General features: G+C 29.8%; 13 protein-coding genes and 1 pseudogene. 13 read left to right on the forward strand and 1 reads right to left on the reverse strand.

Going from position 1 to position 15,738, the window contains the following annotated elements:
• Window positions 1-5: 5 nt before the first annotated feature.
• The 13 genes and pseudogenes from LNP04_RS00660 (at window position 6) to LNP04_RS00720 (ending at window position 14,177) form a co-directional block, all read left to right on the forward strand.
• On the forward strand, window positions 6-1,523 hold the full coding sequence (locus LNP04_RS00660; RefSeq protein WP_229984665.1) for a lipopolysaccharide biosynthesis protein: 1,518 nt from the start codon (window positions 6-8) through the stop codon (window positions 1,521-1,523).
• Window positions 1,524-2,525 carry a polysaccharide pyruvyl transferase family protein gene (locus LNP04_RS00665; protein ID WP_229984666.1) on the forward strand — a complete coding sequence of 334 codons (1,002 nt, stop codon included), beginning with the start codon at window positions 1,524-1,526 and terminating at the stop codon, window positions 2,523-2,525.
• A complete protein-coding gene (locus tag LNP04_RS00670) occupies window positions 2,525-3,436 on the forward strand; it encodes a glycosyltransferase (protein ID WP_229984667.1) in 912 nt (303 codons plus the stop codon). Before LNP04_RS00665 ends, LNP04_RS00670 begins: the two co-directional genes overlap by 1 nt.
• Window positions 3,433-4,707 carry a hypothetical protein gene (locus LNP04_RS00675; RefSeq protein ID WP_229984668.1) on the forward strand — a complete coding sequence of 425 codons (1,275 nt, stop codon included), beginning with the start codon at window positions 3,433-3,435 and terminating at the stop codon, window positions 4,705-4,707. The genes LNP04_RS00670 and LNP04_RS00675 overlap by 4 nt, the downstream gene beginning before the upstream one ends.
• 142 nt (window positions 4,708-4,849) lie before the next feature.
• Complete coding sequence (locus LNP04_RS00680) at window positions 4,850-6,064, forward strand: glycosyltransferase (protein ID WP_229984669.1); 1,215 nt, start codon at window positions 4,850-4,852, stop codon at window positions 6,062-6,064.
• A gap of 240 nt (window positions 6,065-6,304) precedes the next feature.
• Window positions 6,305-7,408, forward strand: coding sequence for a hypothetical protein (locus LNP04_RS00685; protein ID WP_229984670.1), 1,104 nt, complete (start codon window positions 6,305-6,307; stop codon window positions 7,406-7,408).
• Window positions 7,409-7,413: 5 nt separating this feature from the next.
• Complete coding sequence (locus LNP04_RS00690; RefSeq protein WP_229984671.1) at window positions 7,414-8,397, forward strand: acyltransferase; 984 nt, start codon at window positions 7,414-7,416, stop codon at window positions 8,395-8,397.
• A complete protein-coding gene (locus LNP04_RS00695) occupies window positions 8,398-9,525 on the forward strand; it encodes a glycosyltransferase family 4 protein (RefSeq protein WP_229984672.1) in 1,128 nt (375 codons plus the stop codon).
• A 5-nt stretch (window positions 9,526-9,530) separates the two neighbouring features.
• On the forward strand, window positions 9,531-10,736 hold the full coding sequence (locus LNP04_RS00700; RefSeq protein WP_229984673.1) for a glycosyltransferase family 4 protein: 1,206 nt from the start codon (window positions 9,531-9,533) through the stop codon (window positions 10,734-10,736).
• 7 nt (window positions 10,737-10,743) lie between these two features.
• Window positions 10,744-11,352, forward strand: a complete 609-nt coding sequence (locus LNP04_RS00705) for a sugar transferase (RefSeq protein ID WP_229984674.1) — start codon at window positions 10,744-10,746, stop codon at window positions 11,350-11,352.
• A 781-nt stretch (window positions 11,353-12,133) separates the two neighbouring features.
• Window positions 12,134-12,384: pseudogene (locus LNP04_RS00710) on the forward strand (sugar transferase); the annotation flags it as partial.
• 15 nt (window positions 12,385-12,399) lie between these two features.
• The gene (locus LNP04_RS00715) at window positions 12,400-13,011 is read left to right on the forward strand and encodes an acetyltransferase (RefSeq protein ID WP_229984675.1); all 612 of its coding nucleotides are present in this window, start codon (window positions 12,400-12,402) and stop codon (window positions 13,009-13,011) included.
• Window positions 13,008-14,177 (forward strand): aminotransferase class I/II-fold pyridoxal phosphate-dependent enzyme, encoded by a 1,170-nt coding sequence (locus LNP04_RS00720; RefSeq protein WP_229984676.1) that lies wholly within the window; start codon window positions 13,008-13,010, stop codon window positions 14,175-14,177. Before LNP04_RS00715 ends, LNP04_RS00720 begins: the two co-directional genes overlap by 4 nt.
• A gap of 262 nt (window positions 14,178-14,439) precedes the next feature.
• On the opposite strand, the gene LNP04_RS00725 is transcribed toward LNP04_RS00720, so the two are convergent.
• Window positions 14,440-15,315, reverse strand: a complete 876-nt coding sequence (locus LNP04_RS00725) for an AraC family transcriptional regulator (RefSeq protein ID WP_229984677.1) — start codon at window positions 15,313-15,315, stop codon at window positions 14,440-14,442.
• Window positions 15,316-15,738: the final 423 nt, after the last annotated feature.

Raw genomic sequence — 15,738 nt, forward strand, 5'->3', positions numbered from 1 at the left:
TTAAAATGTCATCATCAAAAATAGCTAAGAATACACTTTATTTGTACATACGAATGCTCTTTAATATGGGGATTTCGTTATTTACTTCAAGACTAATTTTACAGACATTAGGTGTAGAAGATTTTGGTATTTATAATCTTGTTGGTGGTGTTGTAGTCTTGTTTTCTTTTTTAAATAATGCTATGAGTAACTCTACTCAGCGGTTTTTAAACATAGAGATTGCAAGAGGGGTGAAAAATAATATAAACCGAGTGTTTAATATAAGTCTGAAGATTCACATAATCATATCAATTATGATTTTGATTTTGTCTGAAACGGTTGGATTATGGTTTCTTAATGATAAATTAAATATTCCTACAAATAGAATGCATGCGGCTCACATTGTGTATCAGATGTCAATAATTACAACTGTAATAAATGTGATGAGAATTCCATTTAATGCAATTATTCTAGCAAATGAACGTATGTCATTTTATGCTTTTTTAGGAATTGGCGAAACTATATTGAAACTCGTAATCGTGTATATGCTTTTGTGGTTTAGTAGATACGATCACCTTATTGTTTATAGTGTTTTATTAATGACGGTAAATTTACTTGTAAATATTTTTTATAGAATTTACTGTAGAATAAATTTCCTAATAGAAACAAAATGGAAAGTTGTAAATGATAAGGGATTATTCAAGCAGATGATTTCTTTCTCAGGTTGGAACTTATTTGGACAAGTGGCAGTTCTAGGATCTACACAAGGTATAAACATGATTTTGAATATATTCGTGGGTGTTACAGTTAATGCTGCATTAGGTATTGCAAATCAAGTAAATGGTGTAATTTATAATTTTATTTCAAATATGCAAGTTGCATTTAATCCTAAAATTATCCAAACTCATGCAGAAGGACAAATCGATGAACATAAAAATTTGGTTTTAAATGCTTCGAAATACTCAACTTATTTATTTTTATTATTTGCAATGCCAATACTTGTTTATACTGAGGTTATATTGCATTTGTGGTTGGGCAATAACTTGCCCCCTTATGTAGTAAGTTTTACACAGATTGTAATAGTAGGTTCTTTGATTAATTCAATTGTAGGGCCTTTTTGGATGTCTGCAAATGCTATAGGTAATATTAGAAATTATCAGATAATAATTTCTTGTATTCTATTATTTAATTTACCAATAGCATATATCTTATTGAAAAATGATCAATCACCTGTTTTTGTGATGGCTATCCAGGTATTTTTGAACTTCATAGCTTTTATTTTTAGAATTTGCTATGTAAACAGTAAGCTTTCTTTTGGGAGTAAAAAACTTATAAATTATTTTAAAGGTTTTATCTTACCTTTTTTGTTTGTTGCGGGAATAACTTATAAATCTGGTAGTTTTGTGACAAATAATCTATTACAATGTGTTGGTATTATTCTATTACTAGAAATTTTGCTAGTAATGTTTATTTTGTTCAGTTTAAGCAAGTCGGAACTACAATATACAAAGCAGATCATCAAAAAAAAATTGAAAAGAAATTAAATGGAAAAAACATTCAATAACTCAGATAATATTGAAAGACTTAGAAATCTCGTTAGAGAAAAGCTAAATAATCATATTGATGGTGATTATGTTTTGCTGGACGTTCCTAATCATAGAAATATTGGTGATTTATTAATATGGCAGGGAGAGTTAGAGTATTTAAGAGAATTACCTTTTAAAATGGTATACTCCAGTAATGATTACACACATAATAATAAGAAAATAAAAGAACAAGATATTATTCTTTTACATGGTGGAGGAAATTTTGGAGATGTATGGAGATCTAATCAAGAATATAGAAATCATATTATAACATCTTTTCCAAATAATAAAATAATAATTCTTCCTCAAACAGTACAATACGATAACGAAGATTTTATTAAGAAAGATGCTATCTTATATAACAACCATAATAATCTGATTATTTGCGCAAGAGATAACCAATCTTATGATTTTTGTGTTAAGTACTTTGATAAATGTACTGTATACAAACTACCTGACCTTGCCTTCTTTCTGAACTTTGAAGAAAATTATAAAGTTAATGATATAAAAAAGACTTTAATTTTAAAAAGGATGGATAAGGAACTAGGAGATGAATCTTTGATTAATAATATTAAGGCGAGCTTAAAGAACAATGTGGTGGAGATAGCAGATTGGCCAGGTTTCTATGAAAATAAAACTTTTAGGAGAAGAATTCAACACTACTTAATTAAAGCTGAAAGAATCTTATCTAGTAAAATTAAACAAATTCCCGTGTTAAATCTAATCGTTGATGATAAGCATGGCTTAAAAGGACGAAATTATAAAGATAAACTTATACTAAAAGGAATTAAATTTATTAATCAGTATGATACAGTTTATTCAACAAGATTGCACGGTTTTATTTTATCTGTTTTATTGAATAAAAAAGTATATGTTTTTGATAATAGCTACGGTAAAAACAAAAACTTTTTTAATACCTGGCTAAAAGATTTTGAAAATGTTGAACTAATTGAGAAATAATGACTATAAGTGTTTTGTTGCCAGTTTACAACGGTGAGTTGTATATTTATGATGCTGTAAAAAGTATTTTGAATCAGACATACAAAGATTTTGAGTTGATTATCATTAATGATGGCTCAACAGATAACTCTTTAAATATTTTGGAGTCTTTTGATGATAAGAGAATGATTATTATTAATCAAGATAATCAAGGACTCGCAAATTCATTAAATAATGGTTTGAAGATAGCACAAGGAAAATACATCGCAAGAATGGATGCCGATGATATTGCTTTACCTAATCGGTTTGAAGAGCAGATAGCATACTTAACCATACATCCAGAAGTGAAACTTCTTGGTTCTGCAATTGATTTGATTGATAAAGATGGTAAGAAGATAATGACAGATGTACCTTATACTGGCAACGTTTTTTTGAAAAAGTTTTTGAAAAAAGTAGGAAATCCTTTCAAACATCCTACTGTTATTTTTGATAGAGAGCTTGTTTTAAAATTAGGTGGGTATAATGAGAAGATAGGAAAGTACTTTGAAGATTATTTTCTTTGGAATGAAATCGCGCATCATGGCAAAATACAAATTCTTAATAAAGTATTGTTACAGTACCGGATCACTCCGGGGTCAATTATGAGCTCCATAAAATCAGAAAATTTTTCGAAATTTATGATAAGAATAATCAATGAAAGAAAATTTTTCGATAGTGATTATTTTGAAATGCTTAAAATTAAAGAGGCAGATAATCAAAAATTAGATCTTGTAGATAAAGATCTTGTTTATCAGAAGAGGATTTCGGGCTCTATTAATAACAAGATGAATAAGCTTTTCATTAAAATTGAAAAATTAGTGAATAAAAACTTTGCATTATACATTTTAGTATCTATAAAAAAACTTCGAGTGATTTTAAATGTGTATTCATGAAGTATAAAATATTTTTGTTTATAATTTTATTTTGTTATATATATCCAATATATATAAAATTATTTCCCATTCCTACTGATAGAATAATACAGATATTAGGATTAGGATTTATTTTATTGGATGTACCCTACCGAAAATTAGTCTTTAAAATTAAAAATTTGAAAGTTTTCTACTTTTTATCATTTTTGATTTTGCTTTCAATTTTTATAGTCCAAAACTGGAACTACGGTCCTGTTGATTTTTATTATTTTAAAGATCATCTGGATATCTTTTTATACTTTTTTCCAGCTTATCTTATTGTTTATCTGTTATATAAAATTGATAAACATAAAATCATTGTTAATCTATTAGATGCAATAGTAATGGTTTCCTTCTTCCAGGCAATAATTTCATTAATATTCTTTATTATACCATCAACTTTTGAGATATATACCTCTTTATTATCAGAAAATACAAGCCAAGGATTAACAAGTAGATTAGGACAAATAGAAAAGAGATTGATTGGAGTGGGAAGTGCATTTTTTTCTGGGGTTGTTAAATATTCCATCGCTTTTTTCATATTAATTATAATACCTTACCTAAAGACAGATTTGTATAAAAATAAATGGTTATATGTGGTTAGTCTTGTATTCATTACAATTGCCGGGCTAATGACAGGACGTACATTCTTCATAGCGATAGGTTTAGGTTTGGTTTTGTATTTATTAATTGATGTGAAAAATGCACTTAAAGTCATATATAAAGTTATTCCTTCTGTTATTATTTTTTCAACATTGGTTTATTTCGTAATGATTTCAATGGGAAATAAAGAGCGAGTTGAAAAAGTTTTTAATTTTGTTTTTGAACTGTATATTAATTACGAAGAAACCGGAAAATTAACGAGTTCTTCTACTGAAGGCTCTTTAAGTATGTACAAGTTTCCGAATACCCTAAAAACCTGGGTAATAGGAGATGGTAAAATGCAAAATCCAAACGGCTCTTATTATATGGGTTCCGATATAGGCTACGTTAGGTTGATTTTTTATTTTGGTATTGTATTAACTGTTCTATATATGCTTTATCAGGCATACCTTTATTATTTATTATCAAAGAAAAGTCAGTCAAGGATTCTTAAAGCTTTTTGTCTCATTCTTTTTTTGTGGCTATTAGTTTTGAATTTTAAAGGTTTAGCCAATTTAAATCAATATTTATTATTATTCTTTATTGCTTTCGGGATAAATAACGAAATAGCTAAAAAAATAAATAAAACTAATTCACTCGGGATCAATTAAATATATATAATCATTAACTTTTAATGAATACCAGTTTTTTTCGATACTTCCTGTTATAAATACGATTAATACTTTGGATGTTAACTTCGTATGTGTCTGGATATTTTTAGGTTCGATTATGTATTGTTTGAAAAATTAATAGATGAAAATAAATAAAACAATAGTTTGTTTTACTGCATCGTATCCATACGGTTCACGTGAAACTTATTTTGCTAATGAGTTAGAATATTTATCTCAAGCATTTGAGAAAATAATTCTAATTCCGGGATATAATCCTTACAATAAAGAACAGAGAGTAGTGCCGTTCAATGTTACGGTGTATGATCCAGTTTTGCAGCAAGGGTGGAGGAGATTTGTTGATTTCCTTTTGAATTTTAAATTAAAGAAACAGCATAGACAGGAATTTTTTAATCGTAAAGTTTATAAAAGTAGGACAAGATTAAAAAAATGGACTCTCTCAGTACTTTCTTATGGAAAGGAATTAAATACATTTATGTCTTATGGTTTTAATGAAAATGAAGTTATTTTATACTCTTATTGGACAGGTAAAAACTATTTTATAGAAAAAAAACTAAATAAATTTAGAAAAGTAATAAGAATGCATGGAGGAGATTTCTATGAAGAACGAAATGATGGATATTTACCATTGATAAGAGAGATTTACCAATCAGCAGATTTACTATTGCCAATTTCGAATGATATTTATGGTAAGTTGATCCAAAGATACAAGACCAATCCATCAAAAATGAATTTAAGTTATTTAGGAGTAGCAAATAATTCAAAATCATGTAAAATTAAGTCTGATGAAAAGCTAAGATTAGTCAGTTGTAGTAATATATACTCTCTTAAAAGAATTCATTTGATATATGAAATATTGCTCTTAATTAAAAACAAAATTAGTATACAATGGACACACATTGGAGATGGAGATTTACTGAATGATTTAAAAAAAACCATAGATAATAAAAGTAAAGAAAATATAGAAGTTAGTTTTGTGGGTCAGAAAACACAAGATGAAATAAAAGAAATTTATGAAAATACTTATTTTGATTTCTTTATTAATACTTCAGAATACGAGGGCTTACCGGTGAGTATAATGGAAGCTTTCTCATTTGGGATACCTGCAGTGGCAACTGACGTAGGTGGAACATCTGAAATTGTAAATAATAATAATGGACTACTTATTAAAAAAGATTTTAATAATAGAGATATAGCTAATGAAATTGAATATTTTTTCATTCATGATAAGTTTAAAAAAATGAGAACAGAAGCATTTAATATGTGGGAAAATAAATTTGATGCGGATATAAATTACAAAAAAATGATTACAAAAATGAATTTCGATGAAAGTGAATAAAACTTATAGTCATTTATCTTCAATTTTTATTATGTTTTCAAACTATAAAGGATTTTTGTGTACTTATTTGGGGAAAAAGATGCGAATTCTCCAACCGATATTCTATAAATGAAAAGAGTAAATATAGCGTATCAGACGTGCAGCACTCTCAAAGATTGAGGATCTTGAGAAAGAAGTTTAACTAGTAGTCATAAACATAAATGATTACTAATAAGCTTAAAATAATTTTAATATTATATTATGAAGTCAACGAACAATTTTTTTTTAAAAACAATTTGTTTAACGTTTTGTCTGGGCTCTCTCTTTTTCTATGCTCAAATAACTGAATCTTATTATAAACAAAGACTTAATGCAGATTACCCTTATAGTTTTAAAGCTGTTAAAGCTCTTGCAGAAGGTAATAATTCTTATGATTATATGGCAATCGGATATTTTGTGAATGCTAACAATATTATGTATGAAAAAACGAAGGACAAGTATTATTTAGATTGTAATATGGATATCTTACGACCAATGTTTTTGAAAGGACTAAAAGGATCTGCTCCAAAATCAAGAGTTATGAAGGTGAGTAGTAAGAACCAAAATGCTTGGATCAATGGAAGCGAGTCTGTTACATTTGAAGGGTATTTTTACCGTTATTTGGGTGAATATCTATTTATTATTAAAAAAAATAATTTATATCCGGACGCTCAAGCACAATTGTTAAATGGTTTACAGCAGGGTTTTAACAAGTGGTATAATAAAAGTATGACCAAATATAATGATGCATCTATGCTGTTTCATCAACGATTACATATTGCAGCTAATTGGGCCACTGCCTGCCTTTATCTTTATGAATTCACGAAAGATGCTAAGTATAAATCTTTTTACACTTCTTTTGATCAACAACTAAAGGATAATCTACAAGTTAAGAAGGTAGGTGAAAGCACTTGTTATGTTTGGGATTCCACTTATACTAATGCTTTTACAAGTGGACTTAAATCTAAAAAACTAGGAAATATTATTCAAGATGTTGGTCATGGAAATCACATAGTGGAATATGTATTGACCTCCTACCAATTAAATAGAGGGATTTATGCCGAAAATGATCTAAAAAGGCTGTCAAATACTGTTGTCTATTTAATTTGGAATCAAAATACATCTGCATTCTCAGATAATGTAGATGGTTCCTCTTCGATTGATAAAGAAGTTCAGAATATGGGATTTAAGCAAACAGATGGCTGGATGAAATTAATACCATATAATAAAAAACTTCTTCCAATTTACCAGATTTATTATACCAAAAATAAGAACAGAACTGAAAATTCTGTTTGGGGATTACAATATTTAGCTAATCTATATTAAATTTTATGAAATCAAGAGATCTAAATATTGACGCTCTAAGAGTATTAGCCTGTTTTTTAGTTATTATTATACACGTTTCAGGACCTATATTTACTAAATCAGATATTAACAGTAATGTTTTTTTATTTAATCTTGGTTTAGATTCTTTTTCAAGAGTCGCTGTGCCTTTATTTGTAATGATAAGTGGTCGGTATTTAATCAAGACAGATAGAGTTTTTGATAAAACAAAATATTTTAAAAGTATATTGAAGATTTTAAGACCATTATTTTTTTGGTCAATTATTTACATAGCAATTTACGTTTTATTTAAATTTATAAAACATGAATCTATCGACTATAAATTACTTTTGGATAACTTAATAAAAGGTAAACCCTATTATCATTTATGGTATTTATATATGATTTTAGGGGTATATATTGTAGCGCCATTTTTTAATCAAATGTTAGGATCTTTAACGAAGAAGCAAATCCTTTATTTGACATGGGGACTAATTATTTTTTCTTTTATACATCAATCATATAATTATTTTTATAATGTAAAAGATTTTTTTGGCGTTTGGTTTATAGACTATATTGGATATGCAATGCTAGGCTATATTTATAAAGAAAGGATATTTGTAAAACCTCATCTATTATTTGCAGGTTATATTTTTTCTTCCTTATGTATATTAATATTATCTTACTATACTTTTTTGATAAATAATAAATTACCCTTTTTTAATTATAACTCTATTTTTGTAATAGCTGGATCCTTTTTTATTTATCGTTATTTTGATAATTTGACAATTAAAAACTCTTTTATTTTAAAATTTTCTGAAAATACTTTTGGTATTTACTTGATTCATCCGTTATTAATATTGATTTTTTTTAATTATATCAAAAACTTCTTTCTTTTAGAATTGTTGTGTATTCTTATAATTTTTTTGTTAAGCAACTATGTTATTAAATTACTTTCAATGAATACTACTCTTAAAAAATATTTAATGTAGATGATACTTCATATTACAAACGATTATTCGGGATCAACCGTGTATAAAAATTTAATCAGAGAACTTGACTATGTCAGTATCGAACAGATTGTTTATAATCCGGTACGTGAATCTAGTAGGATAGGGAAAAATAAGATTGATTTAATAAATGATAAATCACAGATTATCTATAGCCATATTTTATCAAAATATGCAGATCGTATCTTATATCAGAAAAAAGTAAAAAAAATAGTTAAGGATATAGAGACAAAAGTAGATTTATCAAAAATTACATTCATACATGCTCACACTTGGTACAGTGACGGAGGGGTTGCATATGAGCTTCATAAAAAGTATAAAATCCCTTTTATAGTAGCTGTAAGAAATACCGATTTAAACCTGTTTCTAAAATATTTTTTGCACGAAAGAAGTTATGGACGAGAGATACTTTTAGCTGCTGATAAGATCATTACCATATCAGCTGTATATAAAAACAGAATGTCTGATGATGAAAGATTGGCACCTATAATTTTAGAAATCAAAAATAAAATTACTGTTATTCCCAATGGTCTAGACCCTTATTGGATTGATTCAAAAGTTTCAGTCAGAAAGCAGATTGAGAATAAAGATGTAATTCAATTACTTTACATTGGAAAATTTGATAAAGGTAAAAATGTTATTAATCTGGTAAATGCTGTAAAAAACCTAAATAAAAATAGTACAAACAATTTCGCATTAACGCTTATAGGTGGAAAGGGGAATGATGAAAAAAGAGTACTCAGTGCCATCAAAGATCAAAGTTGTTTTAACTATGTAGGAAGAGTGGATGATCTTACCCAATTAAAAAGATATTTTCAGAAGAGCGATATTTTTACGATGCCTTCTAAAGCTGAAACGTTCGGGCTCGTATATATGGAGGCACTCCTGCAAGGGTTACCCATCTTGTATACAAAGAATGAGGGAATAGACGGATTGTACGAAGATCTGATAGGTGAGAAAGTTGAGAATACATCCGTGCGTGAAATTGAAAATAAGATACAACTTTTACTTAGTAATTATAATCACTACAATTTTAGTATAGAAAAATTTTCAAAAAATCATGACTGGAAAAGAATAGCTGAAGTTTACCGACAACTATATATGCAATAATAAAAATGAACATCCTATACATTCATCAGTATTTTCTTACGCCGCAGGAACCTGGAGGAACCAGGTCGTATTGGCTTGCACGGGAGCTGATAAAAAACGGACATAAAGTCACGATGCTTACTTCATCAACTAAATTTGCAGAAGAAATCAAAGAAATCAATGTAGATGGAATTGAAGTGATTTATCTTAAAGAAGAATATGACCAGAACATGAGTGTTGCGAGAAGGCTGAAAGCTTTCGTGAAATTCATGTATAAGTCTTCGAAAATCGGTCTGATGCAAAAGAACATTGACTTAGTAATTGCAACTTCTACACCGCTAACTATTGGTGTTCCTGCACTTGTCTTAAAATGGTTAAAGAAAAAACCTTTTGTTTTTGAAGTAAGAGATCTCTGGCCGGAAGTTCCTATTCAGATGGGTGCCATTAAGAATAAGTGGATGATTAAAGCGACCCGTTCGCTCGAAAAGCTAATCTATAAAAATGCATCTCATGTCATTGCTTTGTCACCGGGAATGCAAGATGGAGTTCTTCAATATCTTCCGATTGATAAGACTTCTATGATTCCCAATATGGCAAAGATGGATGAATTTTGGCCCAGAGAGAAAAACAATCTGCTCATGGAAAAACTGGGGCTTCAAAAAGATTCTTTCAAAGTGGTGCATTTTGGCTCGTTGGGCTTAGCCAACGGAGCTCATACAATCATTGAATCTGCCCGATTATTGAAAGACCATGGTGATGTAGAGTTTTTATTTGTTGGTGGAGGTTCTACGGAACAAGAACTAATAGAGGAAGTACAAAAACATAATTTAGAGAACGTTAAATTTTTAGGAAAGTTCCCCATGAAAGATGTCTCAGAAATTGTCAATTTTTCTGATGTTTCTCTGATCTCTTTCTTAGATCTTCCGATCCTATATACCAATTCACCAAATAAACTTTTCGATTCCCTTTCGGCAGGTAAGCCTATTATTGTTAATTCGGCAGGATGGACGAAAGCAATTGCTGAAGACTATCGTTGCGGATATTATGTAAATCCTAAAAATCCACAGGAACTTGCAGACAAGATCTTGTTTTTAAAGAGTAATCCGGATATTTCAGCGGAGATGAGTATCAATTCAAGAATGTTGGCAGAGACAGTATATGATAAATCTATTTTATGCAAACAATTTGTACAAGTGATTGAAAGTGTTTCAGATAATCTTAATAAAGGCTAATTATAATATGCTATACAGAAAATACTTGAAGAGGGCTTTTGATTTTTTTGTTGCATTCTTGGGATTAGTGATATTATCGCCTGTATTTATCATCGTAGTGATTGGGTTATATTTTGCGAACGATGGTAAACCCTTTTTCTTACAAAAACGGCCGGGCTTAAATGAGAAGATATTCAAGATCATCAAGTTTAAGACAATGAATGACAAAAAAGACAAACAGGGTAATTATTTGCCTGATTCGGAAAGGTTAACACCAATTGGAAGTTTTATACGTAAGACTTCTCTGGATGAGCTTCCACAATTAATTAATGTGCTGAAAGGAGACATGTCGCTTATAGGTCCGAGACCTTTATTGCCACAATACCTTTCTTTATATAATGAATCTCAAAAACGAAGACACAATATACGCCCAGGAATTACAGGATGGGCACAGGTGAATGGTAGAAATGCCATTTCCTGGACGATGAAATTTGAATTAGATATATGGTACATCGATAATGTGTCGTTTACTACAGATTGCAAGGTAATGTTTCTTACTTTAAAAAAAGTAATAAAAAAAGAAGGCATCAATCAGGCACAACAGGCTACGGTAGAGGCTTTCAAAGGAAATAACTAGTTCAGATAAAATATGTATATAGCACATTATGGGATTCAAGTTGATGAATGTTGGCCACAATTCTTGCGATATATGTCAGTTGAGACTAATTATAAAATCAAATCATTAACAAAACGATAACATGTTAGCAAAATTGTTAATGATTCAATAATCAAAGATAAAGCGTTATTAATAATTAATTCGGATTTATAATTTATTTATTGTGAATTATTAATATTAATAATGTAATTTTGATTAGAAATAAACAAAATTTATTTACAAAAAAGTGAAAACGGTAAGATTTTTGATGCAACAGATGTGGAGATTATAATAAGCGAGATGGCTGGCATTATAAATTTCCATATAAATTATAAAGTATAAGAAGCTTTCTTGTAAGATTTGAAAACTAAAATATGATAGATGTGTAATCAATAATTAGTTTCAATTATGATTTATGAATTAAGGTAGGAATTACTACTACAAAACACACACAAAGAAAGAACGGAAAATTATTGATCTCTTTGAGATTATTGAAACAGTATTGATTTCAGAGCCAAATTCTATACGAATTTGGTGAGATTTTGAAACTGCTTGGTAACATCTGATGTAATATCTTAAAAATTCCCAAAATTAGGAATTATAGATGCTGTTATTTGATACATGATGCTTTGTCATCAAAAAATAAAAAAATACACAAAAGATATAAAGGAAATTTATTAATCGATTTCAAATATAATAGAAAAGATAAATAAAATACTTACAGAGTTTGAAAGCTAAATTAATACGTATTACAACGCTATCTCTTTCTTTATATAATGAATCTCAAAAACAAAGACACAATAAATACCCCGGAATTACAGGCTGGGCGCAGTTGAATGGTAGAAATGCCATTTCCTGGACGATGAAATTTAAATTAGATATTATGGTACATCGATAATGTATTGTTTGCAACAGATTGCAAAGTGATGTTCCTTACTTAAAAAAAGTAATAAAAAAGAAGGTATAAACCAAGCGCATCAAGCTACGGTAGAAGTTTTTAAGGGAAATAATTAATTTAAATAGTAAATAATGTTTTTATACGGAGCAGGCGGGCACGGAAAGGTAATTGCAGAGATCGCAGAGGATGTCAATGTAGAAATCGATGCTTTTATTGATATTGATCTATCAAAGCGGCAACTTTTAGATTATGATATTCTACATGAAATTCCAAACAAAAATGTTGAATTAATCATTTCTATCGGTAACAATAAAATAAGAAAAAAGATTGCTGCCAATTACAAGAATCTCAATTTTAAAAAATTAATTCATTCCAAAGCAGTAATTTCTAAAAGAGTGAAGATTGAAGAAGGTACTGTAGTAATGGCTGGGGCAACAATAAACTCTGAGGTGAAAATTGGTAAGCATTGTATTGTTAATACCAATGCATCAATCGACCATGATTGTATTTTGGAAGATTTCACGCATATTTCACCAAATGCAGCTTTAGCTGGGGGTGTTTTTGTGGGATTGGGTACAAATATCGGTATGGGAGCTTCTGTAATTGAAGGAATTACCATTGGGAAATGGTGTACCGTAGGTGCAGGTTCGGTAGTTATAAGAGATATTCCTGATGGTGCTACAGTTGTAGGGAATCCTGGAAAAATAATAAAAATCACATCATTTAGTAATATAGTAGTATGAATTCAAAAATATGGCTCTCTTCGCCACACATGGGAGGAAACGAAACAAAATATGTAAAAGAAGCTTTCGATGCAAATTGGATAGCGCCATTGGGTCCCAATGTGAACGGGTTTGAAAAAGACTTAGAGAACTTCTTGAGCGGTGGGGTAAATGTGGCTGCTCTCTCTTCTGGTACTGGGGCTTTACATTTAGCATTAATTGCATGTGGAGTAGAATCTGGTACAGAGGTGATTTGTCAGTCCATGACATTTTCGGCTTCAGCAAATCCAATTGCATATTGTGGGGGTTCACCTATTTTCATAGATTCTGAAAAAGATACTTGGAATATGTGCCCGATTGCTTTGGAAATAGCAATTGAAGACAGAATATCTAAAGGCAAAAAACCAAAAGCAATCATTGTTGTTCATTTGTATGGCATGCCTGCAAAAATGGACGAAATCATCGCAATTGCAAAAAAATATAGTATTTGCGTAATTGAAGATGCTGCTGAAGCATTGGGATCAACATATAAGGGTAAAGCGTGCGGAACGTTCGGACGGTTTGGTATCCTGTCTTTCAACGGAAATAAAATTATCACCACCTCTGGAGGAGGTGCGTTGGTTTGCCATACTCAGGAAGATAAAGATCAAGCAATTTTCTTATCTACCCAGGCAAGAGATGATGCTCCCCATTATCAGCATTCCCAAATTGGTTACAATTACAGAATGAGTAATATTATTGCAGGGATTGGTCGGGGACAAATGGAAGTGTTAAAAGACAGGGTAAAAGCACGCAGAAAAATGCATGATTTCTATGTGGAGATTTTCAAAGATATTGAGGGTGTTGAAGTTTTTTCTGAACCGGGCGAGGATTATTATTCTAATCATTGGTTATCGGCAATCGTTATTGATGAGAAAATCGTAGGGAGAAACCGTGAAGATTTAAGGCTTGCCTTTTTAAACGAAAATATTGAGTCGAGACCTTTATGGAAGCCTATGCATCTACAGCCTGTGTTTGTTGATGCGCCGTATTATGGAACGAATGTCGCAGAAAAATTATTTGATGATGGTTTGTGTTTACCATCCGGATCTAATCTTTCTGATTACGATAGACTTCGTATAGGAAAAATTATTAAAGAATTCTTCGTCAATAAAACAAAATTACCGTATTCGTTGGTGAGTGAATAATAAAAAACTCATTTTTATGAATATTTAATTTGTAAAAAAGATTAAAATCGAAAAAAGGAGACAACTATCAATATAGTGTCTCTTTTTTTTGATTTTTATTATCGTATTAGTCTGAAAAGGTTAATGGGGTTTGAAGAAAAAAAACAGAGACCACAATCTGAAAAATAACTGTAGACAACAATTGTTTTTGCATCAGGTCTGCTGAAGCGAAAATCTAATAAGAGTTTGTCTTAATGTTTTTCTTTGATAGAAGAGATGTCGGTTATACCTGAAGTTCACGTATTTCAGAAGGTTTTTTACCTGTGTGTTTTTTAACGAAGTTGCTAAAGTTTCCTTCATCACTAAAGCCTAGGTCATAAGCGATTTCAGACATGGTAAAGCTTGATGATTTTATTGCTTTTTCGCATTCTGTTTTTACCTTGTCAATAATAAGCTGTTTAGCAGATTTTCCGTAAGCACGTTCTGTGATTTCGGTAAGTCTTCTAACAGAAATATTAAGTTCGTCTGCGTAGTGTAAAACTTTTTTATTAGAACGGAAGTCGCGTTGCAGTAAAACTCTAAACCTGTTTGCGAATGAAATGTAATCTAAGCGGTCATCTTTTTCTGACTCTTGATTATCTAAATGTAAATAGGCGTCTAGTATTAATCCTTCAATAGCGTTGTGAGCGGCTGAGATGTAAAGGCTCTCATTTTTTGACTGAAACCTCATCAGTCTTTCGATCAAAATGACCTGATTGTACTTATTAGTACCAAAATAAGGGGCGATAAAAATTTCAGAATGACTGTTAAAAAATATCTGAGAATTTAAAAAAATGCTGTCTTTGGATGTCTTATCATAAAAAGCAGCAGAAAAAGCAATTACATAAATATGTTTTCCATATGCATTGAAAATTTCAATGTCTTTCTGTGGACCAATGTAGATAGAGTTGCCTCCTTTCACATTGTGCAGTACTCCTGAAACATATAAATCAAAATCATTTTCTGCAATCAAAATGCAGAAATATTCGAAGGTGCTGAATTGATTTTTATAATTGTTGCGTCTGATAATATCACCAATTAGATTAATGCTGAATCCTGTTTTCTTAAGTTGATCTGTGATTTTATACATCGAAGTGGGAGATATTATTTTAATTCTCAAAAATAATATTTAATTTCTCAAATTGCTAATATAATATTAATTATTTAATGAATTTAATAATTAGAATATTAAATCGCGGCAAATCCTCTATTGTAGGTGTTTTTATCGTAAAGCAGATATGGCTTCTCAATATGATGTCTTTGCTTGTGTGATTTGTTTAGTAAATTAAATGTAGATTTTATTTAATGTGATAAGATATGACATTCTCCTGATATTGGCTGTTTTGAAGTTTTCCTTATGTGGTGAATAAAGGTAAGGAAATTATCGCCTATGAAATTAAATCTAAGCAAATTATAGCCTGTGTTAATTTTTAAATTTATTATTTTAGCAATAATAAACAATTATTATTTAAATATATGATAAGTGGGGTGAGTACTGTCGGATTTTAGTGGCTAAAAGAAAAATGAGGTTAAGAATCTACGC

The sequence above is a fragment of the Chryseobacterium sp. C-71 genome (genome assembly GCF_020911865.1).
Taxonomy (GTDB): domain Bacteria; phylum Bacteroidota; class Bacteroidia; order Flavobacteriales; family Weeksellaceae; genus Chryseobacterium.

Bases quoted from the DNA above. Each gene is read 5' to 3' on its own strand.
- LNP04_RS00660 (WP_229984665.1), top strand. From the start codon at position 6: ATGTCATCATCAAAAATAGCTAAGAATACACTTTATTTGTACATACGA.
- LNP04_RS00665 (WP_229984666.1), top strand. From the start codon at position 1,524: ATGGAAAAAACATTCAATAACTCAGATAATATTGAAAGACTTAGAAAT.
- LNP04_RS00670 (WP_229984667.1), top strand. From the start codon at position 2,525: ATGACTATAAGTGTTTTGTTGCCAGTTTACAACGGTGAGTTGTATATT.
- LNP04_RS00675 (WP_229984668.1), top strand. From the start codon at position 3,433: ATGAAGTATAAAATATTTTTGTTTATAATTTTATTTTGTTATATATAT.
- LNP04_RS00680 (WP_229984669.1), top strand. From the start codon at position 4,850: ATGAAAATAAATAAAACAATAGTTTGTTTTACTGCATCGTATCCATAC.
- LNP04_RS00685 (WP_229984670.1), top strand. From the start codon at position 6,305: ATGAAGTCAACGAACAATTTTTTTTTAAAAACAATTTGTTTAACGTTT.
- LNP04_RS00690 (WP_229984671.1), top strand. From the start codon at position 7,414: ATGAAATCAAGAGATCTAAATATTGACGCTCTAAGAGTATTAGCCTGT.
- LNP04_RS00695 (WP_229984672.1), top strand. From the start codon at position 8,398: ATGATACTTCATATTACAAACGATTATTCGGGATCAACCGTGTATAAA.
- LNP04_RS00700 (WP_229984673.1), top strand. From the start codon at position 9,531: ATGAACATCCTATACATTCATCAGTATTTTCTTACGCCGCAGGAACCT.
- LNP04_RS00705 (WP_229984674.1), top strand. From the start codon at position 10,744: ATGCTATACAGAAAATACTTGAAGAGGGCTTTTGATTTTTTTGTTGCA.
- LNP04_RS00715 (WP_229984675.1), top strand. From the start codon at position 12,400: ATGTTTTTATACGGAGCAGGCGGGCACGGAAAGGTAATTGCAGAGATC.
- LNP04_RS00720 (WP_229984676.1), top strand. From the start codon at position 13,008: ATGAATTCAAAAATATGGCTCTCTTCGCCACACATGGGAGGAAACGAA.